This window comes from Brevibacterium sp. RIT 803, assembly GCF_016892625.1.
GTDB lineage: Bacteria > Actinomycetota > Actinomycetes > Actinomycetales > Brevibacteriaceae > Brevibacterium.
The window spans coordinates 1243827-1270204 of the sequence record NZ_JAFEMW010000001.1 but is presented as its reverse complement, the minus strand read 5'-3'; the positions used below and the strand labels follow the sequence as shown (position 1 = coordinate 1270204).

At 63.1% G+C, this 26378-nt stretch carries 18 protein-coding genes and 1 tRNA gene; 8 read left to right on the top strand and 11 right to left on the bottom strand.

Going from position 1 to position 26378, the window contains the following annotated elements:
- Positions 1 to 4 precede the first annotated feature (4 nt).
- The 3 genes from JTF07_RS05755 to JTF07_RS05745 form a co-directional block, all read right to left on the bottom strand.
- Positions 5 to 1345, bottom strand: coding sequence for a hypothetical protein (locus JTF07_RS05755; protein ID WP_204233283.1), 1341 nt, complete (start codon positions 1343 to 1345; stop codon positions 5 to 7).
- A 244-nt stretch (positions 1346 to 1589) separates the two neighbouring features.
- Positions 1590 to 3779, bottom strand: a complete 2190-nt coding sequence (locus JTF07_RS05750; protein ID WP_204233282.1) for a hypothetical protein — start codon at positions 3777 to 3779, stop codon at positions 1590 to 1592.
- Between the two features lie 225 nt (positions 3780 to 4004).
- On the bottom strand, positions 4005 to 5120 hold the full coding sequence (locus JTF07_RS05745) for a diacylglycerol/lipid kinase family protein (RefSeq protein WP_252199312.1): 1116 nt from the start codon (positions 5118 to 5120) through the stop codon (positions 4005 to 4007).
- 97 nt (positions 5121 to 5217) lie between these two features.
- On the opposite strand from JTF07_RS05745, the gene serS reads away from it, so the two are divergent.
- Together serS and JTF07_RS05735 are read left to right on the top strand one after the other, a co-directional pair.
- Positions 5218 to 6498, top strand: coding sequence for a serine--tRNA ligase (gene serS, locus JTF07_RS05740; RefSeq protein WP_204233281.1), 1281 nt, complete (start codon positions 5218 to 5220; stop codon positions 6496 to 6498).
- 28 nt (positions 6499 to 6526) lie between these two features.
- Complete coding sequence (locus JTF07_RS05735; protein WP_204233280.1) at positions 6527 to 7375, top strand: HAD family hydrolase; 849 nt, start codon at positions 6527 to 6529, stop codon at positions 7373 to 7375.
- Positions 7376 to 7487: 112 nt separating this feature from the next.
- Here JTF07_RS05735 and JTF07_RS05730 read toward each other — a convergent pair whose 3' ends face one another.
- The 5 genes from JTF07_RS05730 to ilvA all read right to left on the bottom strand — a co-directional run bounded on the left by JTF07_RS05730 (position 7488) and on the right by ilvA (position 11850).
- Positions 7488 to 8312 (bottom strand): HAD family hydrolase, encoded by an 825-nt coding sequence (locus JTF07_RS05730; protein ID WP_204233279.1) that lies wholly within the window; start codon positions 8310 to 8312, stop codon positions 7488 to 7490.
- Positions 8309 to 8827, bottom strand: coding sequence for a hypothetical protein (locus JTF07_RS05725; RefSeq protein WP_204233278.1), 519 nt, complete (start codon positions 8825 to 8827; stop codon positions 8309 to 8311). Before JTF07_RS05725 ends, JTF07_RS05730 begins: the two co-directional genes overlap by 4 nt.
- Positions 8824 to 9402, bottom strand: a complete 579-nt coding sequence (locus tag JTF07_RS05720) for a proteasome activator (protein WP_204233277.1) — start codon at positions 9400 to 9402, stop codon at positions 8824 to 8826. Before JTF07_RS05720 ends, JTF07_RS05725 begins: the two co-directional genes overlap by 4 nt.
- A gap of 61 nt (positions 9403 to 9463) precedes the next feature.
- On the bottom strand, positions 9464 to 10492 hold the full coding sequence (locus JTF07_RS05715) for an NAD(P)H-quinone oxidoreductase (RefSeq protein ID WP_204233276.1): 1029 nt from the start codon (positions 10490 to 10492) through the stop codon (positions 9464 to 9466).
- 71 nt (positions 10493 to 10563) lie between these two features.
- A complete protein-coding gene (gene ilvA, locus JTF07_RS05710; protein ID WP_204233275.1) occupies positions 10564 to 11850 on the bottom strand; it encodes a threonine ammonia-lyase IlvA in 1287 nt (428 codons plus the stop codon).
- A 247-nt stretch (positions 11851 to 12097) separates the two neighbouring features.
- Here ilvA and JTF07_RS05705 point away from each other — a divergent pair, with 247 nt between their 5' ends.
- Complete coding sequence (locus JTF07_RS05705; protein ID WP_204233274.1) at positions 12098 to 14641, top strand: maltokinase N-terminal cap-like domain-containing protein; 2544 nt, start codon at positions 12098 to 12100, stop codon at positions 14639 to 14641.
- A 102-nt stretch (positions 14642 to 14743) separates the two neighbouring features.
- Positions 14744 to 14831 (top strand) — tRNA-Ser (locus tag JTF07_RS05700).
- Positions 14832 to 15081: 250 nt separating this feature from the next.
- On the opposite strand, the gene JTF07_RS05695 is transcribed toward JTF07_RS05700, so the two are convergent.
- Entirely contained in the window at positions 15082 to 16455 is a 1374-nt protein-coding gene (locus JTF07_RS05695) for an APC family permease (protein ID WP_204233273.1), read from the bottom strand.
- A gap of 458 nt (positions 16456 to 16913) precedes the next feature.
- Here JTF07_RS05695 and JTF07_RS05690 point away from each other — a divergent pair, with 458 nt between their 5' ends.
- Positions 16914 to 18008, top strand: a complete 1095-nt coding sequence (locus JTF07_RS05690) for an MBL fold metallo-hydrolase (RefSeq protein ID WP_204233272.1) — start codon at positions 16914 to 16916, stop codon at positions 18006 to 18008.
- 34 nt (positions 18009 to 18042) lie between these two features.
- Positions 18043 to 19179, top strand: a complete 1137-nt coding sequence (locus JTF07_RS05685) for a C45 family autoproteolytic acyltransferase/hydrolase (RefSeq protein ID WP_204233271.1) — start codon at positions 18043 to 18045, stop codon at positions 19177 to 19179.
- Between the two features lie 10 nt (positions 19180 to 19189).
- Here the strand turns inward: JTF07_RS05685 and JTF07_RS05680 are convergent, their stop codons facing one another.
- Positions 19190 to 20167, bottom strand: coding sequence for a hypothetical protein (locus JTF07_RS05680; protein WP_204233270.1), 978 nt, complete (start codon positions 20165 to 20167; stop codon positions 19190 to 19192).
- Positions 20168 to 20218: 51 nt separating this feature from the next.
- Positions 20219 to 20866 carry a TetR/AcrR family transcriptional regulator gene (locus tag JTF07_RS05675; protein WP_204233269.1) on the bottom strand — a complete coding sequence of 216 codons (648 nt, stop codon included), beginning with the start codon at positions 20864 to 20866 and terminating at the stop codon, positions 20219 to 20221.
- 219 nt (positions 20867 to 21085) lie between these two features.
- Between JTF07_RS05675 and JTF07_RS05670 the strand changes: the two genes are divergently transcribed.
- On the top strand, positions 21086 to 23956 hold the full coding sequence (locus JTF07_RS05670; protein ID WP_204233268.1) for an MMPL family transporter: 2871 nt from the start codon (positions 21086 to 21088) through the stop codon (positions 23954 to 23956).
- Complete coding sequence (locus tag JTF07_RS20820) at positions 23953 to 26361, top strand: YhgE/Pip family protein (protein WP_204233267.1); 2409 nt, start codon at positions 23953 to 23955, stop codon at positions 26359 to 26361. Before JTF07_RS05670 ends, JTF07_RS20820 begins: the two co-directional genes overlap by 4 nt.
- Positions 26362 to 26378: the final 17 nt, after the last annotated feature.

Sequence of the window (26378 nt, the reverse complement as noted above, 5' to 3'; positions counted from 1 at the left end):
GGGATCAGACCTCTGAAGGATCCTGAGCAACCTTCTTGCGACGCATGGTCATGGTGACTGCTGCTCCACCGATGAGGAGGAGGGCAGCTCCGCCGACGAGGCCGGTCAGTTCGGTACCGGTGCGAGGCAGGTCGCCGCCGCCGTTTCCGTTGCCGTCATCGCCGCCGCCATCGTCGTTTCCGTCTTCATTGCCGTCGCTGCCACCGGCGCTGGCATCATCGCTGACAGTGAAGGCTCCGGTCATCTCGTCGTCGCCGCAGGTGACGGTGACGTCGTAGTCGCCGAGGTAGGCTGTCGCATCATTGGCAGAGGTGCCGTAGACGTTGACGGAGGCCTTGCCCTCGTCGTCGGCCTTGACGGTGTTGTCGTAGGCGGTGACGTTCGAGTTGCTCTCAGGGGTGACGACGTAGTGAACGTCCGAGCCGGGCTCGCAGTTCTCGACTGCCAGGGTGACTCCCTTGTTCTCCACGACGAAGTCGGCAGCGTCGATGGTCTCCGGCGAGACGGTCAGGTTGGCTTCAGCGGCCGGGGTGGTCGGCTTCGGCTCTTCGGTCTCGTCTTCGGTCACCGTGAATGTGGCGGAGTTCGACACTTCTTCGGACTCAGCATCGACTGCGGAGACCGAGTAGTCGCCGGGCTCGAGACCGTCTTCGGGTGCTTCGACCGTGGTGCTGATCTTGCCGTTGTCGTCGGCCTTGACCTCGTCCTGGAAGAAGGGTGACTGAGTTGCGTTCCCCATCACGTTGACTGTGCTTCCGGGGGTGAAGCCTTCACCGGTGACCTCGAGGCCATCCTTCCCGAAGTCGGAGACGGAGATCTTCTCGGTGTTCAGAGAGACCTTGGGGTCGACCACAGGGGCCTCTGGCTCTTCGGCGTCGGCGATAACCTCGACCTGCGCGGGGATCTCCTCGTTCTCTTCGCCACGGTTGACAGCGATCGTGAAGTTGAGGGGACCTGGATCGATGGCGGTGGGATCTCCGGATACGTTGTGGATGTTGAACTCCACGGAGTCGCCTTCAGCTGTGACCTTTTCGTTTGTGAGGCTGTCAGTGACGACGTCGCCGGCCTCGAGGCCAGTGACTGTGACGGTGAAGCCCGGGTCGAGGAGATCGGTCTGGGTGATCTCCTTCGGCGAGACCGCAACTGATGCCTCGATGGCCTGAGCTTCGGCGCCTTCGTTGGCTGCATCCTCGGCAGCTTCGGTGTCGTCTGACTTGTTGCCGTTCTGACTGACCTGAATATTGGTCTGTCCGAAAGCGTCGGCTGTGGGTGCAGCCATTACGGGGGATGCGGCGAGGCCGGTGATGGCCAGGGCCACTGCGGGGGCGAGTGCAAGCTTCTTCATGATGTCCTTCGTCTGAGCAGCTGAGGATGATCTCCTACGCAGGTAACAATAATGAAATATATACAACGAGCATAGTTGTGGTCGTTGTGTTCACATTTGTTGTTCATATCCGTCACAGGCGTCGTTGGCTGGTGAGTACTGCGGACTTGTTGGACATGGGTGTGGCCCCGACCGAAGTCGGGGCCACACCCATTCAAGCGCTCACATGATCAGGTTCATCGAGTGATCATTCTGCGGTTCTTCTTCAGTAGTCGGTCGGTGACTGTCCGACCTTCTTGCGGCGACCGGTCACGGCGATCGCTGCTCCGCCGATGAGGAGGAGCAGCGCTCCCGTGGCCAGACCGCCAAGGTCTGTACCGGTGCGTGGCAGCTGGCTGCCATCGTTTCCGCCGTTGTCGCTTCCGTCGCTGCCGCCGCCGTCTGCGCCGGCCGTGACCGTGAACGATTCCTTCATCGAGTCATCGCCGCAGATTGCGCTGGCTGTGTAGTCGCCGACATATGCCGAGATATTGTCGGAGGTGCCGAAGACATTGACTGAAGCCTTGCCTTCGTCATCTGCTTTGACCGTGTTTTCGTACGCTGTGACCCGGAGGCCCTTGGGTGTGACCGCGAAGTGCACGTCCGAGCCGGGCTCGCAGTCTTCGACTGCCAAGGTGACGCCCTTCGTCTCATTGGCGAAGTCGGCGGCTTCAAGCATCTTCGGTGAGACCGTGAACGACGCTTCTGCAGGAGCCTCGGGAGTATCCCCTCCGTCTCCATTGTCTCCGTCATCGCCGTATTCTTTGTCTTCGGCGACGACATTGATGGTGCCCTTGAGCGTCTCAGACTCGGTTCCCTCGCGGTCGATGGTGACCGTGAACGGCACCTTGCCCTCTTCGAGGTTGTCGGGATTGCCCTGGTAGTAGAGGTGGAGCTTATAGTCGCCATCCGCGTCGGCGGTTTCGGTGTCCCCGGTCAGGGAGTCGGTGATCTTGTCACCCTTTTTGACGCCCGAGACGGTGACGGTGACGCCCTTGTCCTTGTTGGCGAGATCCGCCGCTGTGATCTCCTTGGGATCGACCTTCAGTGAAGCATCGATCGGATCGACAGCGTCGTCCACGGTGACGGTGAAGTCGGCGAAGTTCGTGACTTCCTCAGTGTCGGCGTCCACCGCGGAGACAGAGTAGTCGCCGGCTTCCACGCCGCCTTCGGGTGCTTTGACGGTAGCGCTGATCTTGCCATTGGCATCGGCAGTGACTTCGTCCTGGAAGAACGGTGACTGTGGGGCGTTGCCTGAGACGGTGACAGTGCCGTTGGGGGTGAAGCCTTCGCCGGTGACCTTGAGTCCGTCCTCTTCGAAGTCGGAAGCCGAGATCTCGTTGGTTGAAAGCGAGATCTTTGGATCGACCTCGACGACCTCGTCAACGACGTTGATGTTGCCGTTGAGGTCAACCGATTCTTCATCCGCGCGATCGATGGTGACCGTGAGCGCCTGCTTGCCTGGCTTGAGGTTCGCGGAGTCGCCTTCGTAGTAGATGCTGAAGGAGAATGTGCCGTCCGCATCAACTGTCTTGGTCTTGCCCGTCAACGAGTCTTTGACGGTGTCACCCTCTTGGACGTTCGAGACGGTCACGGTGACGCCCTTGCTCCCATCAGCGAGGTCTTCGGCTGTGATCTGGGTGGGATCGACCTTGAGCGAGGCTTCGATGGGGTTGTCGCCCGCAGCCTGAATGTCGAGGCCGCCATTGAGTTTCTCGGTGGTCGCTCCTTGGCGTGCAACCTGGACGTTGAAGGACTTCTTGCCGTCCTTGAGGCGTTCGCGATCGCCGTTGTACTTGACGTTCAGAGTCGCGGTCGAACCGGCGGCAGTCGTAACGGGCGCGCTCAGGCCGGAGGTCGAGAGCTTGTCGCCCTTCTCCAGACCGGTGACCGTGACCTTGACGCCTTTGGTCGCGAGATCCTCGGCGGAGATCGACGAAGTGGCGACCTTCAGTTGTGCATCGATCTCTTCGACGTCGTCCTTAGGAGTCTCGGAATCCTTCGAATCCTTGCTCTTGTCGTCGTCCTTGGGTGCAGGCTTCTTCGAATCCTTGGCATCGTCGCCAGATTTTTCGTCAGCCTTCTTGTCGGCCTTTTTCTCATCGGCTGCTTTCTTAGCCGCAGCCTTCTCGTCAGCAGCCTTCTTGTCGGCTGCGTCCTTCTTCTCCTGCTCAGCCTTGTCCTTGGCTGCCTTCTCTTTGGCGGCCTTGTCGGCAGCGGCCTTCTCGTCGGCCTTCTTCTGCTCAGCTTTCTCGGCGGCGAGCTTTTCGGCCTTTTCCTTCTTGATCTGCTCTGCTTTGGCCTCGGCGGCGTCAGACTGCGTCGACGATGACGGGGTCTCGGCGGCGGCGACTGGGGCGGCCACCAGACCAGTGAACGCGAGGGCCACGGCCGGCGCAAGAATGAGCTTCTTCATTGGAGTGCCTTCAATCTAGGAATTGTGAGGGGGTGCACATCTGACAGCCATCCTAGATACAGGGAATGCCCTGAACTACTTATGTACGTTTAGTTCAGGGTGAATAGCTGTAACACTTTGGTCAACGAATCGACGACATCGAGACGCTCTCGTGATGTGACCCGCCGGTAGTGGCACTCATCTACCGGCCGATGCCGGTTTTCAGACCAACTGGCAGCCGTACGCTCAGACAGGCCAGGCCTCGGCCCGGATCTGCTTACGCTGCTCGACGGTGGGCACGCGAACGGTCAGTGCCGCAGGCATGACCTCCATAGCCAGGTACCCGGACTGGCCGATCGGATCCCCGTCCAGCTGCACATCGAGCTCCTCGCCGGATTCGATGACGACCTTCTGGCATTTCCTGATGTCTGTGTGCAGGCCCTTCGACGTCTTCCGGCCCAGAACGGAGGCAAGGACGCCAACCCATTGGCCCAGGTTCTTCGGGCTGACGATGAGGACATCGAGCATCCCGTCATCGATGACGGCTTGTGGCAGAAGCTGGATGCCGCCCTGCAGCTTCCCGCAGTTGCCGCCGAGGACCGATCGCACGCGAGCTGAGACCCGATAGTCGTCGTCGAAAGTCACCTTCACGTGACTGGGTCGGCCGACGAGCTTCCGAGACCCGGCCTCGACGTAGGCCAGCCAGCCGAGGCGGGATTTGAGGTCGGAATTGGTATCGGCCATGACCGCGGCATCGAACCCCAGCCCGGTCATCACAGTGAACACGTGAGTGTCCCCATCCTCGGCGGTCTTCGCGGTCCCGACGTCGATCCTGCGGTTGCGGCCCCACAGGGCGATGCGCAGGGCCCACTCGGTTTTGTCGAGCACGATATCGAGGTTTCGCGACAGGAGATTACCCGTCCCCAAGGGAACGATCCCCATCGGTGTCGATGATCCTGCCAGCGCCGAGGAGACGGCTCGGACCGTGCCGTCGCCGCCGGCGGCGATGACGACGTCGACCCCCTCGTCAAGTGCACGAGTCGTGGCCCCTTCGCCGGAGTCATCGGGTGTGGTCTCGATGACCAGCGGTGCGCTCCAGCCTTCGAAACGACAGATCGCCTCGGCGGTCGACGCCAGGCTGCTGACATCGGTCTTGGTCGGATTGACGATGAGAGCCGCCCGGTAGCGGCCAGGGTTCTCGCTCTCTGGGCCATCGGGATCGGAGCCTCTGGAATACTGCCGAATACGGCTCAGGGCACGACGAGTCCCGGTGTGGCGGCCGAGGAAGAACGCGACGAGCAGCACGACGATGATGCCGGCGACGACGAACCACGTCATCATGGGGTCCAATGCGATGGTCATGGCTCAAATTTACAGTGCCCAACTTGAGTGCGAGCTGGCCACCCACCACAGAGAGAGCCGAATGTCGAAAAGAGTCTTGGGCCGTTAAGCTGAGAGGGTGATCGATCTAGCGCTCCTCAGAGAAGACCCGGACCTGTTCAAAGCATCGCAGGAGGCCCGCGGCTCGTCCGTCGACCTCGTAGACGAAGTCCTCGCCGCGGACTCCGCACGTCGCTCTGCCATCACGGCATTCGAGGACGCGCGCGCCGATCAGAAGTCCTTCTCCTCTCAGATCGCGAAAGCGGCCAAAGAGGACAAGCCCGCGCTCATCGCAGAGGGCAAGGAGAAGTCTGCCAAGGTCAAGGCCCTGCAGGCCGAATCCGAAGAGGCGAGCTTCGCATTCGACAAGCTCGCGGGGAAGCTTCCGAACCTCATCGTCGAAGGCATCCCCTCCGGCGGTGAAGAGAACTTCGTGACTCTGAAGACCGTCGGTGAACCTCGTGACTTCAGCGCCGACGGCTTCGAACCGGCCGACCACCTGGAGATCGGTGAGACGCTTAAGGCCATCGACACCGCCCGAGGCACCAAGGTCTCGGGTTCGCGCTTCCACTACCTCACCGGATTCGGTGCCAAGCTGGAGATGGCCCTGCTCAACCTGGCCCGCGACGTAGCCGAAGAAGCCGGCTTCATCCCGACCATCACTCCGACTTTGGTCAAGCCCGAAGTCATGCGCGGCACCGGATTCCTCGGCGAACACGGAGACGAGGTCTACCGACTCGAAGCCGATGACCTGTTCCTCGTCGGCACCTCCGAGGTGCCTCTGGCCGGACTCCACATGGACGAGATCATCGACCTGAGCGACGGTCCGCTGCGCTACGCCGGGATCTCGTCCTGCTACCGTCGCGAGGCCGGTTCCTATGGCAAGGACACCCGCGGAATCATCCGCGTCCACCAGTTCCAGAAGGTGGAGATGTTCTCCTACGTCGAGGTCGAGGACGCCGCGGCCGAGCACGAGCGCATGCTGTCCCTGCAGGAGAAGATGCTGGGCCTGTGCGAACTGCCCTACCGCGTCATCGACACCGCTGCCGGCGACCTCGGAGACTCCGCGGCACGCAAATTCGACTGCGAAGCCTGGGTCCCGACACAGGACACCTACCGCGAACTGACCTCGACCTCGAACTGCACGACCTTCCAGGCACGCCGCCTGCAGGTCCGCGAACGCTATGACGGAGCCACCCGACCCGTCGCGACACTCAACGGAACCATGGCCAACACCCGCTGGCTCGTCCCGATCCTGGAGAACCACCAGCAGGCGGACGGTTCGGTCACGGTTCCTGCGGCACTGCGCCCCTACCTCGGCGGCATGACCGCCCAGGGACCAGAGGGCCCGCGTTACTGAAGCCACGATCCTCAAGCTTGGAGAGAAATTGCCCGAACACCTCATCGCGCTCGACATCGACGGCACCATCGTCAACTACGACGGATCACTGTCCGACCCCGTCCGTCAGGTGCTGACCCAGCTCGCCGAAGCCGGTCATCACCTCGTCATCTCCACCGGACGGGCACTGCCCGGAGCGCTTGAGGTCGTGCACGCACTCGACCTCAAGGAAGGGTTCGTCGTCTGCTCGAACGGATCTGTCGTCGTCAAACTCGACCCGGCTTCGCCGCTGGGCTGGGAGATGCACCACGTCGTGTCCTTCGACCCCAAGGACGCTCTGGAGAAGATGCACGAGGCGCTCCCGAACGCACTGTTCCTCGTTGAGGACCCCGACCTGCACCGGTGGGCCTCAGGGCCATTCCCCGCGGGTGAGCTCGCGGAATCGGACACGCTCGACATCGTCGATTTCGAGCAGCTCCTGCAGAAACGCGCCACCCGCATCGTCATGCGAGAGGTCAACGGCACTGCGGAGGAGTTCGCCGAGGCTGTCGATCGTCTCGGTCTCCACGAAGTCAGCTATTCGGTGGGTTGGAGCAACTGGCTCGACATCGCCCCTGACGGAGTGTCGAAGGCCAGCGGACTCGAACTTGTCGAATCCGAACTCGGAATCGACCACGAGCTGAGCATCGGCGCTGGTGATGGACTCAACGACATCGAAATGATCGAGTGGGTCCATCATGGAATCGTCATGGGTCAGTCCAAGGACGTGCTCAAACAGCATGCATCGCTCGTGACGAAGTCGGTTGATGACGATGGCTTGGCCGTCGCTCTCGTCGACTACTTCGACCTCGACCGCGAGGTGCTTTCACTCAGCGGTTCCCGCGCCACCCACACCTGAGGCTCAGCGACCGCTCCTGCCGACGCGGCATTGCAACCGCGTACTTCGCTAAACATCGGTGACGTCACTAATATCGGGCGGCGCCGCCCGATATTAGTGACGTCGGGTATTTTTAGAGGCGTCCTGCGCGAGCGTCGAGCACGGCACCCAGGTAGCGTGCGACACCGTCCTCATCGACTGCGTCGGTGACGGTGGCAGCGCAGTCCTTCACCGACTGCAGCGCGTTGCCCATGGCGACGCCGTGGCCGGCCCAGGTCAGCATCTCGATGTCGTTGGGCATGTCCCCGAACGCCATCACCTGATCACGAGCCACGCCGAGGTGGTCGCACAGTTCCTCAAGCGTCTTCGCCTTCGTGACACCAGCCGGAGCCAGTTCGACGAGCCCGTTGACAGGGTCTGAGAATGAAGCATGGCAGTTCGCGGCGACCAGGGGATCAAGCAGATCGTGGAGCGCCGCTGAGTCCTGGGAGCCGACGCTGACGAGGATCTTTACGACGTCACGCATGGCCAGCTCCGACAGATCCTCCATGACATGGGCCTGTCGGGGGTTGCGGGAGATGAAGTTCTTGTCGACGAGCCCGCCGGTGAGGGTCTCGAACGCGAAATGCGCCTCCGGGTGGGAAGCGGTGATCGTGGCGATGATCTTCTCAACTTCGGAGAATTCGATCGTATGAGCAGAGACCACACTGGCCGAGGCGATGTCATAGACGACTGCTCCGTTGAGACAGATGACTCGACCGAGATCGGGTATCTGTGCGGCTATCGGCTCCAACCACCTGATCGGCCGACCGGTGACGAGGACGAAGGGGACGGCCATGTCCTGGCAGCGGTGGATCGCATCGATCGTGGCCGTGGAGATGGGTTTCCAATCAAGCAGGAGCGTGCCGTCGATATCGCTGGCGACGAGGCCCAGATCGAAGCCCTCAGGCGGCGTCATGATTGCCCCCGTCCATCTAGGTTCTCCTGGACGCGTTCGAGCAGCTGCGAAGCGTCGGAGATGAACCTATCTGTCGCCTTCGCGCTTGGGCCGAACTGTCGCCCGGCGATGATCTCGGTGCGGGCCATCGATGCCGCGAGCACCGCCTCGGCGACCTTCGACGAGGCCTTGGTCAGCAGCTCCGGAGTGTCACCGACAGCATTTCGGGTGTGGCCGGGAACGACCTGCCCGGAGACCGGGTGATGGGTGTTCAGCCACGCGGTGATCTCGTCGACGACCGGCACCAGGTCGTTGAGGCGCTGCGTCCCCTCGATGATCGTGTTCGCGTCGGCGGACGGACTTCGGTCCTCGGCCGACAGCGCGTGGATGGCCACCGAGGTGGTGTAATAGCGGTCGACGGCGCGGATGAAGCGGTCGCGGTTATGGCGCCAAAGTCCAATGCCGAACTGCTGGTCAGGGCCCTTGCGCGAGGAGTATCCGCCCGGCTTTCGCAGGCCGGAGAAGATGTTCTTCACAGGTAGTTGCCTGTGCGTCGGTCATCGGTGTCGTCCTGCTTCGTGCCGTTCGCAGCTGCGGCCGGAGCAGCCCCGGGTGCCACCATTCCCGGTGGCAGCTGTCCATGCCCGGCAGGACCCTGCTGCGCCATCGCCTGCTGTGCCATGATCGCGGTCTGGATGCCGTGGAAGAGTCCCTCCAGCCAGCCGACCAGCTGGGCTTGGGCGATGCGCAACTCGGAGTTCGTCGGAGGGCCGTCGCTCGTGTCGAAGGGCAGGTCGAGGCGTTCGAGTTCGTCGATGAGATCCTTGGACAGGCCGTCCTCGAGCTCGTCGATCGATCGGCGGTGGATCTTCGCCAGACGCTCGCGTCCCTTCTCATCGAGGTCGGTGCTGCGAACCTCCTCGAGGAGCTGCTTGACCATGGTCCCGATCCTCATCACCTTCGCAGGGGAGGATACATCGACCTCGGACGATGACTCCTCGGCGGACTCACCGGCAGGGCCCGTCGGCTGTTCGGAGACGCTCGTCGACTGATCGGGGGAATGTCCCAGCTGAGTGGAGGAGTTCTCGGTCTGATCGGGAGTGCTGGTCATGTTCGGACACCTACTTCCTGCGCTGAGGCTCAGACACGCTGGGCCGCAGCCTCAATGAACCTCAGACGTGCTGTTCTGACTTCGCGGCAGGTGCCGACTCGTCGACGATGAGCAGCACCTTTCCGATGCTCGCACCCTCTTCCAGGGCGGTATGCGCCTTGGGTGCATCGGACAAGGGCATCGTCTCGTGGACGATCGGGCGGATGTCACCGGAGATCACTGCCGGCCACAACTGTGCGGCCACCTCGGCGACGATTTCGATCTTCTGCTCCTTGGGCCGTGCCCGGAGCGTCGTGCCCGCGACCGACTTGCGCGGCTGCATGAGCGAGGCGATGCTGAGTTCGGCCTTCGCGCCGCCCTGCATGCCGATGATGACGAGGCGCCCGTCGGTGCCCAGAGCCTTGATGTTGGACTTCAGGTACTTCGCGCCGATGATGTCGAGGATGACGTCGGCGCCGGTGGAACCGTCTGGGCGAACGCAGATCTCGTGGACGCGTTCGACGAAGTCCTCGTCACGGTAATTGATGACGGCATCGGCGCCGAGGCTGCGGCAGAATTCCGCCTTGCGTTCGGACCCGACGGTGACGACGATCTTCACGCCGAGGTGCGCAGCGATCTGGATGGCGGCCGTGCCGATTCCGGATCCGCCGCCGTGGACGAGGAGCCATTCGCCGGCCTGGATGTTCGCGTTGCCCACGATGTTGGAATGCACGGTCGACAGAACCTCGGGCAGGCCCGCAGCCTCGGTGAGGTCGAGACTGTCAGGGACTGGAAGCAGCTGACCTGCGGGAACAGGGACTGACTCGGCGTATCCTCCACCGGAGAGGAGGGCGGCGACTCGGTCGCCGACCTTCCAACCGGTGACCTCGGAGCCGAGCTCGGCGATCGTTCCGGAGACCTCGAGGCCCGGGATCAGCGTGGCACCGGCCGGTGGGTCGTAGAAGCCCTGGCGCTGCAGCAGATCGGCGCGGTTGACGCCGGCCGCGTGCACTGTGACCAGAACTTCGTCGGCGGCGATGTCCGGGGTCGGCTCCTCAGTGACCTGAAGGACTTCGGGACCGCCTGGAGTGGAAATCGTGATTGCTCGCATGATTCCACTCTAGTGGTTCGGTCGAGATTCGGCCGAGGCCACTTCACGTCCGAGACCAGGCCCGCAGGGTCTCAGGCGAAGAGACGGAACATCGGTGAGTTCTGATGCACGCGTTCGATCTCGATCTGCGAGGCGTCCATGCGTTCGAGCAGGTTCGGCAGGTCCTCGGCATAGCCGAGTTCGATGCCGACGAAGGCAGGACCGGTTTCACGATCAGAGCGTTTGACGTACTCGAACATCGCGATGTCGTCGTCGGGGCCGAGGATTTCGTTGAGGAAGCGACGCAGGGCGCCGGGCTCCTGTGGGAAGTCGACGATGAAGTAGTGTTTGAGTCCTTCGTGGACGAGTGAGCGTTCCAAGATCTCCGGGTAGCGGGAGATGTCGTTGTTGCCGCCGGAGACCAGGCACACGACGGTCGATCCCGGTTCGATGGCGATCGGCTTGCCCGTTCCCGGCTTCCCGATGGCTGCCGAGGCGATTGCCCCGGATGGCTCGGCGATGATGCCGTCGACCTGGTACATGTCGAGCATCTCCGTGGCCACTGCGCCCTCGGCAACGGGGCGGACATCGACATCGAGGTCAGAGACGATGTCGTAGGTCAGTGCCCCGGCGCGCTTGACTGCGGTGCCGTCGGCAAAGGGGTCGATGTTCTCCAAGGTCACCGGACGTCCGGCCTTGAGTGCTGCGATCATCGAGGCGGCACCCGCCGGTTCAGCGCCGATGACGGTGGTACCAGGCAGGTTCTGAGCCGCATAGGCCGCGATTCCGGAGATCACTCCGCCGCCGCCGACAGGCACGATGATGTAGTCGGGTGCAGCCTCGAGCTGGGAGGCGATCTCCACAGCGACCGTGCCCTGGCCGGCGATGGTGCGAAGATCGTCGAAGGCTGAGACGAGGAGGGCATCGTTGCGTTCGGCATGCCGGTGAGCCAGCGCCGATGCGTCGTCATAGGTGGAGCCGGAGATCTCGATCGTGACCCAGTCGCCGCCGAAATGACGGACCCGGTCGACCTTCTGCCTCGGCGTGGTCTTGGGAACGAAGATGGTGCCCTGGATGCCCAGCTCCTTGCACGCGCGGGCGAATCCCTGGGCATGGTTGCCCGCCGAGGCGCACACGACTCCGCGGGCACGCTCGGTCTCGTCGAGCTGAAGCATGAAGTTGAACGCGCCGCGGACCTTGTATGAACGCACCATCTGCAGGTCCTCGCGTTTGAGGTAGACAGTGGAGCCGGTGGCGGCGGACAGCCGTTCCGAAATCTGCAGGGGAGACATGATCACAGAGTCGGCAATTCGCGTCGCGGCCGCTTCGACCTCGTTCGCGAGTGTTTGCTGCTGGGGTGATACGTCTTTTTTCAACACGACTCCATTGTGCTCCCTCTGAGTTGTCCTTGTGCAACTCGGTCCGGAATGAGGACACACGGCAAGCCGACCTACCAGCACTCCGCCTCCGCTGACCGACACTGCGCTGGGACGTCGAAAGCACTGCGATGGGGTGCTGAAGGCATTGAATACGGCGCGGAGTTGATGATTTCTGGTGCGCCCTGAACAGCGCGAGGGCCTTAACATGGTTGGATGGAGATGCCCGTAATTCCTTCAAGGAGGCGACATGGCCATCAGCAGTGAGCTGGAGCAACTGTTAGCCAGCTGGATACCTCGGCAGTCGTGGTTTCCGAAGCACGCCGCAGACTTCGGAACCGACCCCGATATCACCCCGATGTCGGTGGCTCGTGCCTTTGTGTATAAGGCCGAGGAGCTCGGTGGTTTCGCCGGTCTCGTGACCGTGATCTCTGTCGGTGACGGTCCGACCCTGCGTCGGCTCAACATTCCGCTCTCACTGCGCGGAGTCGAAGACATGCACCTGCGCAAGTCGCTGATCGGTCGGATCGATGACCTCGCACTGGGGCAGGTCTTCGTCTATGACGGTGCAGCAGACCCCGTCTTCGTCAATCTCATGGCCGACGCGATCACCAAGCGCAAGGTCTTCGACGGCGGCCAGCTGAGCACAGAATCGCTGCGCCACAGCCAGGAGAAGGCAGCAGCATCGCGAGAGAGCCAGCCTGCACAGCTTTCGGTACCGGCGACATCAGCTGTATCTCGGTCAGCCTCGGGCCGCAGGAATTCCCCCGCCGAGGTGGTCCCACCGAAGCCATCGAAGGCTACGTTGGTCACGGACGCTCGTGAAGAGCTGCCCATCGACATTCGTCCCATTGAAGTCACCGACTCCGGGGCCCACAAATCGACGGTCATCATCCACGACGAGTACGAGCCGATGGAGCTCAGCTTCTTCCGTGTGCTCGAGAATGGGATGCCGTCATCGCTGACGATCCCGGTTCTGCTCACCGAGGCGGGCTCCCGCAGCGTTCCCGAAGTCATCGGCTGGGGCTCGGGTCGGTGGTACGACATGTTCGAGGTCACCGAGATGGAGGCTCCGATGGCGCTGCTGTCCCATGTGGACGTCGACGCCGAAGCAGCTTGGCGCGAAGCCGTGGACATCGTCTGCGCCGTCGATTCCGGATCGATCGGTGCCTATAACGCTCAGGCCGCAGAGATGGGCCGCCGCATCGGTGAGCTCCACTCAGACATGGCCGCCGAATTCGGGATCGTCGAAGGTCGAGGCGAGCCGACGAGGCTTCTGGCCAAGAAGTGGATTGAGCGCATCGACTGGGCACTGGGCCGTGCGCCGCTGGCCCTGGATTCCCTGGTGCCCGAGCTGCGTGCCCACCGCGTGAAGCTGCAGTCGCTGAATACGATCGGTGTGCTGCAGAAGATCCATGGCGAGCTGACTCTTGATCACGTGGTGAGCTCAGGAACCGAGGGCTACTCGGTCGTGAAGTTCACGGACTCGACGAACTCGGATCCGAAGCCGGTGGCACTCGACCTCGTGGCATTGCTGCGCAGCGTTGACTACGCGGCCGGGTTCGCACGACTGCAGCGGACCGGCGAGCTCGAATCGGAGGACGGCGGCCTCGTCGTCAACGGCTTCGGCAATGACGCGTCAGCGTTGCGGGCCATCTACGATGCCCCGGAATTCCTCTGGGCCTCGCAGGTGCAGAACTCGCTGCTCAGCGGCTATTCTCGTGCCCGTGGCGAAAGTCTGGGTCTCGGTGATCCTGTCCTGCGCGCAGCCCTCATCGACAGGCTCCTTGTGGAGGTCGTCACCGAACTGCGCAATCGTCCCAACTGGCTCTCGGTTCCGCTGTCGACCTTGACCTTGGTGCTCAAGGGCAAGCCGGCTCGTGCCGGTGACACTCCAGCCGAGGCGGAACTCAGCGTTCCCGCGACCGCCGCAGAGGTTTCAGGCGCCACGGAGACTTCGAACGACACGGAGGCTTCGAACGACACGGACGTTTCACGCAACGTGGAGGCCACCAACGACGCAGTCGTTTCGAATGACGCGGTTGAAGCGCGGAAGCCCGATCTCGTGGTCGAAGCCGACGAAGCTCTCGCTGACGCGGGTACCCCGGCCGACGCCGACTCCGAGGTCAGTAAGGACACTGGGACCGGCACCGCTTCCGAGGCAGGCAAGGACACCCCGGCCGACACAGACACCCCGGCCGACGCAGACACCGCGGCCAATACGGCCGACGCAGCTGACACCGCCTCTGTGATCAACATGGACGCTGCTGCGGACGCTGACATTCAGGTCGACGCAGACAGTGGTGCTGACGCCGACACCACAGTCGACACCGGCCCTGTGCCCGAAACAGACAGTGCTGCTGGTGCTGAGAGCACCGTCGACGCTGAGACCACCGTCGACACGGACTCCGACGCAGCCGTGGACACGGACGCCGAGACAACAGATTCCGCTGAACCTCGGCCACGTCCCGCACCTCGGCAGGAACCGACGGCGCAGTTCACCGGCGCTGCCAGGCCAAGCAGGATTCGTCGCCCAAGCCTTGCCGAGCAGTCGGCCTTCGACGATGAGGAGTTCGAGGACGAAGAGGACGAATTCGTCGTCTCGCCCGTGCCCGCTACGTTCGCTGCGCGCGGCGCTGCCCCAGAGGACTCGGATTCGACTGGTCGACACGTCTTACAGGAGGAACGGCAGGCGCAGCCGCGGACCGACGCCTCCGACAAGTCACAGAACGATATGTCTGAGCAGTTGCAGAGTGATGCATCTGAGCAGGGCAGCGGCACAGCGAAGCACTGACGCTGGTCCATCGGGAACCGATTAGCAGAAGACAATCGGTTTGTGAGAAACTGTTGTGGCTCAGCCTCGTGCGGAGCAGGCCGTGGTTCATTGCGAACCCTTGGAAGCGTGTCCGAGCGGCCGAAGGAGATGGTCTTGAAAACCATTGAGCGGCAACCCCGCTCCGTGGGTTCGAATCCCACCGCTTCCGCAAAGTGAAAGTCCCCGTTCGCATCGTGAAACGACTGCGACGGGGATTTTTCGCATCCCTGCACATGGTCGTGATTCTCTGGTGAAAGATTGTCGAATTCCGTTGATGAATTCGACAATCTTTCACCAGGAAATCTGAGTCTGCGGGCACTCCGCCCGGCCCGCTCCAGCACCGCCGCACCGTAGCGCTGCCGCCCGGCCCACTCAAGCACCGCCGCACCGCCGCACCGCCGCTCTGCCGCGGCTGGTGCCTACTCCGCAGCGGGCTCCGGTTCGGACATCTCGGCATCGGCCTCGGGGTCGTCGAAGCTGCGGACGGTGCGCTTGAAGCCGCGGGTGAGCACGGCCAGGTAGATGACACCGATCGCCAGCCAGATCGCGCCGCCGATCAGTGCGGTCTCGTGCAGGCTCACCCACAGGATGCCGGTGAGTATTGCGCCGATCGCCGGCATCACCACGTAGTTGAACGCCGACTTGAAGTCGACGACCTGTCTGGTGCGGAACGCGAAGTGCGCGATGACCGTGAGGTTGACGAAGGTGAAGGCGATGAGAGCCCCGAAGTTGATCAGCGCGGAGATGAACTCGAGGCTGAACGACATGGCGAACAGGCACACCGCGCCGACCAGGATGATGTTGAACATCGGGGTGTGGGTCTTCGGATGGATGTAGCCGAAGGCCTTGCGCGGCAGCACGCCATTGCGTCCCATCACCAGCAGCATGCGCGAGACCGAGGCATGGGAGGCCAGGCCCGATGCCACAGTGGCGGCGAAGGCGGCTGCGAGGAAGAAGCCCATGAAAACGGGCCCTCCGGTGAGGAGGCCGATCTCCGGCAGCGGATCGTCGACGACGCTGAACTGCGAATTGTCGGGGAAGAGCTGCTGAGCGAAGTAGCTGGCGACGAGGAAGATGAGTCCACCAGCGACCACGGTCAGCAGAATCGCCTTGGGCATGAGGCTCACATGCTTGGCCTCATTGGTGTACATCGTCACGGCATCGAAGCCGATGAAGGAGAAGCAGACCACCGTGGCGCCGGTGAGGAGCGCGGACATGTGCACGCCCTCATGCATGAAGGGCTCGGCGCTGAAGACGATTCCGGATCCCTCCCCGTTGGTCAGATTGACGACGGCGATGATGCAGAAGAGAGCGACCATGGTGACCGCGAAGACCAGGAGTACGGCGTTGAAGTTGGCCGTGCCGCGCATGGAAGTGGTGACGATGCCGGTCATGATCACGGTATAGAGGACCACCCACACCCAGGCGGGGGCATCGGGGACCAGTGACTCCATATACAGGCGGGCGATGAGGCAGTTGACCATCGGCAGCAGCAGGTAGTCCATGAGCGAAGTCCAGCCGACCAAGAAGCCGAGTCCCGGGCTCATGGTTTCTCGAGTGTAGGTGTAAGCCGAACCCGCTGTCGGGAAGACCTTGACCATCTTTCCGTAGCTGAAGGCCGTGAAGATCATGACGATGAGCGCGACGAGGTAAGCGGCGGGCACCGCCCCATCGGTTTCGTCCGACACGATCCCGAACGTATCGAAGACCACCGTCGGCGTCATATATCCGAGACCGAGCCCGACGATGGACCACAGCCCGAGGTTGCGTTTCAGTGACCCTGACGCAGCCATATCAATCCTCCCCAATGAGTCTTGCCGAATGTCGCAGCGCTCCCACCCGACCGTGCGTTCGCACGGGCGCATAAGTGATCTGCGCCATAGAGACTATCCGCAATACAACCGAAAACGCAATCATTCTCACGAAACGAAACGATAACGTCACGCGCAATGTGTCGTTTGCAACGAATCCAGTGGCCCAAGTTACTGATTGCTGATCGAGATTCGAATCCGGGTCGGTGTGCCCGACGCCGGCATTTCACGCAGGGCCTCGTGCTCATCGCGGCGCTGAGGTGGTGGCGCCCCACCACGCTTCCCCTCATCCCGCCTATCGAACGACTTTTCAGTGGCAGCGGAAAGGGAGTAGGTTGATCAGCATTGGCAATGTCGGCCCGCAGAAGCACGGGGTCGCAATGGTTCGGTCCCGAACGGACCCGGCCATGATGCTCGACGAAGAGAGGCAACGGCGAACAATGGCGATCGAAACACTCAGCTCGGCGCAGTCGAAGGCGTGGAAAGACAGAGTTCTGCCCCCAGTGGAGAACGTTGCCGAGGGCGTCTGGGCGATCCCCGTCCCGATCCCCAACAACCCACTCGTCTACACCTACTGCTATGGAATCGCCGACGGCTCGGGTCTCATCCTCATCGATCCCGGTTGGGACGGCAAAGATCAGTACCTGGCGCTCACCTCGGCGCTGGGATCTCTGGGATTTACTGTCGCGAACGTCCACGGGATCGCCATCACCCACTACCACCGCGACCACATCGGGCTGGTTCCCGCGCTGCTCCACAAGAACCCTGACATGTGGGTCGCCATGCACGGCGAAGATCTGCGTTCGATCAAGCAGTTCTTCTCCCAGAGCGTGGATCTGGGCACCGGGGTCGACCCGAGCATCAATATCGCTCGCGCCTACGGAGTTCCCGAGGACCGCTGGTCCGAGGTCGAGCGCCTCCAGGTCAGCAAGAGGGACGGCAGCAAGAAGGACAAGGGCGGCGCGGGATCCAAGGACGACTTCGCGCTGCTGATGAGCAGCATGCCCGACACCGTCACCATCCTCGAGGACGGCTCCGAGCTGCCGCTGGTCTCTGGCGCGCTGCGGGCACTGTGGACGCCGGGCCACACCTACGGCCACTCGGTCTTCATCCGCGATGAGGACCAGCTGCTGTTCTCGGGCGACCATGTGCTCCCGACGATCACCCCGAACATCGGGCTCGACAGCGGTGCAATCACTCACAGCCTCGGCGACTATCTGGATTCTCTGGACAAAATCGGCCAGCTGGACGCCGAGGTGGCGGTCCTGCCAGCGCACGGGTTCCGCTTCCAGGGTCTCCACGACCGCAGGCGTGAACTCGTCGACCATCACCAGCAGCGTCTGAGTGAGATCACCGCGCGCATGGACGCCACCGATGACCACAGCGTCTATTCGATCGCGCAGGGACTGCACTGGTCGCGCGGATTCGAATCGCTGCACAACTTCAACCTGTTCGCCGCCCTGGCGGAGACCGCCGCCCACATGCACTACCTGGACATCGAAGTCGGAGCGGGGTCGCTCGTCCCACAGGCGTGAGGCGAGCATTCCCCGGTGACAAGAGGAGACCCTGATGAGCACCGAATACGTTCCCGCGGCCGAGGTCAGGCCCGAGACCTTCATCTCGCGAGCCGCTGACCACGTCCAGCGCGGCGCCCAGCGCGGGCGTGAGCTGCGCACGGGCATCGAATCCGCGATCGCAGGCTACCGGCGCTACTTCGAATTCCTGTCCATCGCCGAGGCGGACGTCCGTGCCGCTGCCGCAGCGAGTCACGCACGTCTCAGGGCGTGGTCGCCTGAGGCCGCCGAGGAGGTCGCGGCTGTGGCCGAGGGCGCGCAGGTTCCCGTGGATGAACTGATGGAGGTCATCGCCCGCACGGAGATCATGACCCTGGCACCGGCCTCACCGACGGAGTGTTCGACCGTGAGCTTCACTCGCCCGGGAAGCTCGCTTGCGGCGCAGAACTGGGATTGGGCCGCCGACTTCTCGACGCTGTGGCACATCAACGATGTGGGCGCTGTGCCCGGCCAGCTGCGTCATGTGGGCATCGCCGAATACGGGATGCTCGGCAAGATCGGACTCAACGAAGCCGGCGTCGGCGTCTTGCTCAACATCCTCAAGCACGAGGGTGACGAGGCCGGGGGCGTGCCCATCCACATGATCCTCGAACGCGTCCTGTCGACGGCGATGACACTCGACGAGGCACTCGACATCATCCGCTCGGCGCCCACCACCTCCTCATCGATCATTACGGTGGTCACCGCCGACGAGGTGGTTCAGGTCGAGATCGCCAACGCCCAGAAGCGCGAGCGACGAGCAGGAGGGGCGAGCGCGTCGCCGGGCTCGGCGTCAGGATTTCTGCTGCACACGAACCACTTCCTCCACCCCGACCTCGTCCCCGGAAGCCTCGAGCTCAACGCGACGTCGACTTCACGGGCACGTCACGCTCACCTCGAGCGGCGACTGGAGGAATACTCCGTTCGAGCTGGAACTTCAGGTGGTCCCGAGTCGACGGCCGAGCTCATCGACCTCCTGACCACAGGGCCAGACGAAGCGCCGGTCTCGTGCACCCCGGCTCCAGGTGCCGCCTACGGGGACCGGTCGGCGACCCTGGTCACCGTGCAGATCGACCCGAAGCGGAAGCAGATCGACCTGGCTCCCGGTTCACCGGCAGACGGGATGCAGGGCAACCGTCGCTACCAGCTCTGAGCTATGAACGTCAGGCATCAGCGGCTTCGCTTGCGGCCTCTTCTTCGCGCATCGAGATGATCGTGTCGAGGCCGGAGGCGATCGAGTTCGAATCATCCAGCGCTGTCTGAGCTAGGCGCCACGGCACCATGTCGAGGTTCTGATCGCCGACGCGGAAACGGATGAATGGCTGCCTGCTGCGGGGGTCATCGGCCTCGAGGTTCGCGCCGTAGCGCCACTGTCCGAAACCGATCCGCCGGATGGACTCACCGATGAAGCGCATCGCTCCGGCGACGAACTCAGTCTCGTCTTCCGTCATCATCTCGTCGCGGGAGTCGTAGCGGGCCTTGAGCTGCTTACCCAGCCGGACCAGCGCCTCGCGTCCGAATTCCCATGAGGACGGATCGGCCTGCTCCTGGGTCCAGGCAGCGATGCCCGGTTCCACGGTGCCGATGAAGCGGGAGAGGAACTCGACCTCTTCTTCGCTGGAGTTCTCCGCGGTGAGCATCCCCATCGCCAGGCCGGTGCAGCTGCGCTGCGGCTCGCCGTCACCGCCGAGGTTCTCGCGTGCCTTACTCAGGACGGCCGTGAAGACTTCGGCGGTCCGGGCATCGACGGCGGCGAGGATGATCGCCAGGATGGGGATGGGCTCACCCTTCAGCGGGCCATCTTCCGTGTCCGGGCGGATGAAGGGCATCCCGTTTCCGGTCTCCTCGTCGTGATCCCAGGCTCCGCCGATCGCACGGAGATAGGTCTCGCCGAGGTAGCGGATGAGGCCTTCGACGAATCTGCGGTTCTCCGGGTCGATCACCTCGTCGGGGGAGGAGAAGCGGGAGAGGACGAAGAACTCGAGCATCGGCAGAGACTTGGGACCGAAATCCTTGGGGAACGGCACCGTCTCCCCGTCTTCCTTGTCGAAGGTCTCGGGCAGGTCGGCGAGGACGAAGGCGCCGAGGCGGACATCCATGTTGTTGATGAAGGCGTAATATTCGCGCTGTAGTTCATTCACGGCCACCACTTTAGTGCCTTGGTGCCGGTCCTGGGCGTTCGCGGTCTGAGGCTAGGCCTTCTGCGAGAAGTCGAGCAGCCGACTGAGGATCCGCACCATCTGAGTCGAATCGATCTCGACGACCTCGTGAAGTTCCCTCCCCGCAGCCGCGCGCAGAGATGACTGCGTGTGGACCGCGGTGAGCGCCTCGATGAGGTCCTTGAGCGGAATCGTCGATGCGGCTCGTGCGAAGCCGATGGCGTTCTCGATCAGTGATTGGATCCGCTGTATCTGGAAAGAGCTCAGCTCCGCGTATCTGGGGTAGAGGTCGGGCGTGCGCAGACAGTACAGCTGGATCTCCTGCTCAGCGATCACCTCGGCGGCGGTGGCCCTCTTCTGACTGAAGGTGTCGTCGATGAACTCCGTGAGGAACCCTTCGATGTCCTCGGGCTGACTGGAGTTGAGGCGATCGCGCCAGCGTTCGATGGCGGCGTCGAGCAGGTCGAGGTCGTGGGAGGTGCGCTGTTCGATCGTGGCAAGAACCAGATCGTCGCGGCTGGAGAAGTTCGAGTAGAACGCTCCTCGAGTGAACCCGGCAGCCTCGCAGATCTCCTCGATCGAAGCCCCATCGATGCCCTTGACGGCGAAGACGGACATGCCCGCCTCCACCAAGGTGGATCGGGTCTGCCGTCTGCGGGCGCTGAGATTGTCTGTATTCATCGAACATTTCATCGTCGTGGCGGTCGCTGTGCTGGTGTGGCGGTGCGGGTGTGGCGGTGTTGCTGTCGCAGGGGCGGTGCTGGAGTGGTCCATGCGCGTCGGTGTCGGCCTGGGTATCCGATGAGAATCGTCAAGAAACTCCTGATGCATTTGCGCTGAGGGCACTGAGTCAACAACAATACAGTACTGTATCCAATACACTTTTGTATCGAGGTCTTCGTGTCAACATTCCTGTACGCCCTGGGCCGCCGTGCCTATCGCGCCCCCATCCGATTCATCGCTGGGTGGTTGGTGATCTTCGGACTCGTCGGCGCCGGTGTCGCGGCCTTCGCGAAGGACTTCGACGACGACTTCACCCTCCCCGGCTCCGAAGCCCAGGTGGCGCTCGATTCGATGGAGACGACCTTCCCGGAAGCCTCAGGCGTGGGTGCATCCGTCATCGTCGTCGCCGCCGATGGTGACTCGGTCGAGGACTCCGCGTACAAGGATGAGATCGAGAAGGAAGTCGATCGGCTCGAAGACCTCCCGCACGTCGATGCCGTGACGTCGCCGTTCGACAAGATGATCAAGGGCGCGATCAGCGAGGACGAGTCCGCTGCGATGATCTCCGTCCAGTACGACGGCACCCAGCAGGAGGTCGGCGAAGCGGCCCCCGACCAGCTGCTCGAGGTACTGGATCCGCTCCGCGACGCCCTGCCGGAGGGCAGCCAGGTCGAAGGCGGGGGCCAGCTCTTCCAGATCACCGGTGTGGAGATCTCCTGGGTTGAAGGCATCGGCGTCGTCATCGCCTTCATCGTCCTGCTGCTGACTCTCGGCTCCTTCCGGGCCGCGGGGATGCCGCTGATCACAGCGCTCATCGGCGTCGGCATCTCCGTTCTCCTGGTCGTGGGATCAACGGCCTTCGGCACAATCAACTCCTCTTCGATCATGTTGGCGCTGATGTTGGGCCTGGCGGTCGGCATCGACTACGCGCTGTTCATCGTCTCCAGAGCCCGGGCGCTCCTGGCCGAGGGCCACGATCCGCTCGAGGCCGCAGGACGGGCCGTCGCCACTGCCGGATCGGCTGTCGTCTTCGCGGGCATGACCGTGATGATCGCGCTGCTCGGTCTATCCTTGGCTGGGATCCCGTTCCTCACCGTCATGGGCATCGGCGCCTCTGGCTCCGTCGTCGTCGCCGTGCTGATCTCCCTGACGATGGTTCCCGCGCTGCTGGGACTGGTCAAGGAGAAGATCACCCCCAAGCCGACGAAGCGCTACCGCCGGGCGTTCGCGACCGCACAGAAGAAGGCGGACGACTCCGTCTCCCGGTCATCGATTGCCGCCGAGGCGGAGGCTGAGGCCGGTGAGCCCTACCCGAAGTCGATCATGAACAAGTTCTTCGCTGGTTGGCTGCAGGTTGTGACCAAGATTCCGCTGCTGACGGTCGTGGTCATCGTCGGTGGACTCGCATTGTTTGCGATCCCCGCCTCCAATCTCCAACTCTCCCTGCCGACCGCAGGCAGCCAGGAGGAGGGCACGCCTGCCCGAACGAGCTATGACCTCATCGACAAGCACTTCGGCCCCGGTTTCAATGGACCGCTGGTCATGACGAGCGAGATCGTAACCTCTGATGACCCCCTTGACGATGTCGAGAAGATCGAGAACGAGATCGAAGACGTCGAAGGAGTCGACCAGGTCATCCTCGCCACCCCGAACCGAGATGCGACGACAGCTCTGTTCCAGATCATCCCCACCACCAGCTCCGAAGATCCCGCGACCCTCGACACCGTCGACCGGCTCCGGGACCTGAGTGCGGACATTGAGGACGAGGACGGCTTCGAAACCGCGGTCACCGGTGCCACAGCGATCCAGATCGATGTCTCCGATCAGCTCGGCAAGGCGCTGGTGCCATTCGGCATCTTCGTCGTCGGCCTCTCGATCATCCTGCTCATGATGGTCTTCCGCTCGATCTGGGTGCCGATCAAGGCCACCGGTGGCTTCCTCCTGTCCGTCTTCGCCGCGTTCGGCACCGTGGTCCTCGTCTTCCACGACGGACTCTTCGCGTCAGCGATGGGCATCGATTCGACAGGACCGGTGATCAGCTTCCTGCCGATCATCGTCATGGGCATCCTGTTCGGACTCGCCATGGACTACGAGGTGTTCCTCGTCTCCGGCATGCGCGAGGCCTACGTCCATGGGGCGAGTGCGCGGGGCGCGATCAAAGTCGGCTTCGCCTCTTCGGCCAGAGTGGTCTCGGCCGCGGCGATCATCATGTTCTCCGTCTTCGCCGCCTTCGTTCCCGCGGGGGAGCCGATCATCAAGTCCATCGCACTCGCTCTGGCCTCTGGCATCTTCGTCGACGCCTTCCTGGTGCGCATGTCCTTGGTGCCTGCCATCATGCACATGCTCGGCGACAAGGCCTGGTGGCTGCCGAAATGGCTCGACCGCGTCCTGCCCCGACTCGATGTCGAGGGCGAGGGCCTGGCCCATGAGGTGGCTCTGCGGGACTGGCCGGAGCCGGATTCCGATTACCGGGTCTACGGCCGCGGCATCGCTGTGAGTTCGGGCCGGCGCGGATTCGCCCAGGTCGACATCTCCCTCTCACCGGGCCAGATCCTCGTCGCCAGCGGCCAAGCGCGCAAAGCACTTCTGCTCGCCCTCTCCGGTCGCGTCGGGCTGACCGCCGGTGAGATGAAGATCGGAGACATGGTCCTGCCCGAACATGCGGGACGGATCCGTCGTCGTGTTCCGTACTTCGACCTCGATGAGAACGGGCCGGGCACGATGCCAGGGGCACGCGAGCTCTCGCGGCTGCGCACCTCGGCGCCGGATCTGCTCATCATCAGCGAAGCAGGCGCACTGGCCGACGAGAGAGGCCAGGACGGTCGCGATCTGCGCGATCTGATCTACGATCTGCAGGCCGAGGGCACGGCAATCGTGCTCGGTCTGCCCGGCGGCGACGTCACCGGGATCCTGTCCCCGAACACGAACTACTTCCACCTCGACCTCGATGAGGCCAAGCCCGAGCCTGAGCGTGGAACCGACAATGACAACGGCGGCGTGCAAGCCCACGCAGCCGGTCGCAGCGAAATGGAAGGCGTGCAGTCGTGAGACTCGAACGTGCGAACTCGAAACGGCCCGTGACCTGGCTGTCCCTCTTCGGCCTGGTGCTCATCCCGATCATCGTGGCCGCTGGATTCATTCTGGCCACGTACAACAGCACCGACCGCCTCGATACGATCGAGGCAGCGATCGTCAACAACGATGACGGCGCCGAGGTTGATGGTGAGACCGTGCCGATCGGCCGGCAGCTGACCAGTGGGCTCGTGGGCAAAGAGGACAAGAACATCCATTGGGTCATCACCGATGAAGACGATGCCGAGAAAGGCATGTCCGATGGGACCTACGCTGCGACCTTGACCATCCCCGAGGGCTTCTCCAGGGCTGTGACCTCGGTCAGCGACGCCAAGTCCGCAACTCAGACGCAGCTTGACGTCGAAGTCTCCGGTGTGGCTCCGGCCGCCGACACCCAGATCGCGCAGTCCGTCGCCGGGGTGGCGCGGACGACCTTCAACACGAAGATGACCGAGACCTATCTCGACAACATCTATGTCGGCTTCAACGACATGGGTGATCAGATGAAGGACCTCGGGGACGCCGCCGGAGAACTCGATGACGGCGGCGAGGATCTGGCGAAGGGGACGAAGAAATCGGCAAGCGGTGCGGGTGAACTCTCCGATGGTATGGAGAAGCTCGACTCCTCAGGATCTGAACTCAACAAGGGAGCCGGAGACCTGTCCAAGGGCGCCGGTGAACTGTCAAAGGGCACCTCAGAGCTCTCGGGCGGTCTGCAGGACATGAAGAAGTCGACAGCGGACCTGCCTGACAGCACGCAGAAGCTGGCCGACGGCGCAGGAGAACTCTCCGGCGGAGTCGACGAATACACGAAGTCGATCGACCAGATCATCAAGGGCTTCGCCGGGTCCGGTGATTCGGGCTCCGGCGAGGGCGGAATCGATGATCTCGTCAAAGGCGGCAAGGACCTCGACAAGGGCGCGAAAGGTGTCTCAGAGGGCGCCGAAGGCCTGTCATCTGGTCTCGGCCAGTACCGCGACGGTCTCCAGGAAGGTGCCGATCAGGCTGATCAGCTCGCCAAGAGCGGCACCGTGACCGGTCTCGATTCGCTGGTGTCGGCGGGCATGATGACTCAGGACGAGGCCGATCAGGCACGTGCTCAGATGTGCCCTGCCGGCACACCGGATGCGGTCTGCGCCGGCATCGAGAAGGCCTACGCTCAGGGGCTCCTCAACGGCACCTCGGGCGGGCTGAACAGCGCCGTCGATGGTCTGGAGCAGAAGCAGGACGGGGAGTCGCTGCTCGGCGGCGCGGACAAGCTCGCCGATGGTGCCGGTGAACTCAGTGACGGCATGAGCAAGTTCGTCAAGGGCCTCGAAGACGGCCTCGGCGAACTCACCAAGGGCATGGAGGACATCTCGAAGAACGCTCCGAAGCTGCTCGAGGCCTCGAAGGGCCTGCGTGATGGGGCCTCCGGTGTCGCCGAAGGCAATCAGAAGCTCGCTGACGGTATGCCGGAGCTCAGTGACGGCATCGCCAAGGTCGCCGATGGCTCGAGTGAACTCGACGACGGTGCAGGACAGCTCTCCGATGGACTCGGTGAGTTCTCCACCGGACTCGACAAGTACACGACCGGAGTCTCCGCTGCCGCAACCGGCACCTCTGACCTTGCGAACGGACTGGATACCCTGTCCGAGGGCACAGACAAGTATTCGCAAGGCGTCGGCAAGTTTGCCGACGGTGTGAAGAAGGGCGCGGACGAAGTCCCCTCCTATTCGGCCCCGGAGCGTGACAAGCTTTCCACCGTCGCCTCTCAGAACATCAAGGCGCCGAGCTCCTCCGAAGCGGGCGATGTGCTGCAGGGGTCGACCCTTGCGCTGCTCATCATGCTCGCCCTGTGGGTCGGCGGCCTCGTCACCTACACGGTGCTCAAGCCGATCCCGGCCTCGACCCTGCTCTCGACGAAGTCTTCAGTGGCAGTCTGGCTGCGAGGATTGGTGCCGGGCGTGATCGTGGGACTGCTGCAGGCACTTGTGCTGTCGATCCTGGCGGTGAGCGTGCTCGACATCGGCGCCGTCCAAGGGTTCGACATCGCGGTCCTGACGTTCGTCTCCGCGCTGGTGTTCATGGTGCTCAACTTCGCCTTGGTGGCGTGGTTCGGCGGCGTCGGCAGGTTCCTGTCGGTGATCGCTGTGGTTCTCGCAGTTGCCGGACGAACGATCGGCGCGGTGCCCGGCTTCTTCGACTTCCTTGCACCGATCCTGCCGCTGACGCCGGCGATGAATGGCTTCGCCGCGATCACCGCCGGAACCACGGGAGTGGGTGCCGCCTATGCTGGCCTGCTGGCCTGGGCGATCATCGGAGTCGTGATGTCCCTGCTCGCGATCGTGCGAGCCAGAACCACGAAGCCCGAAGCCGCCCTCGAGATGGCCGACGCCTAGGGGAGACCCACGTAGGC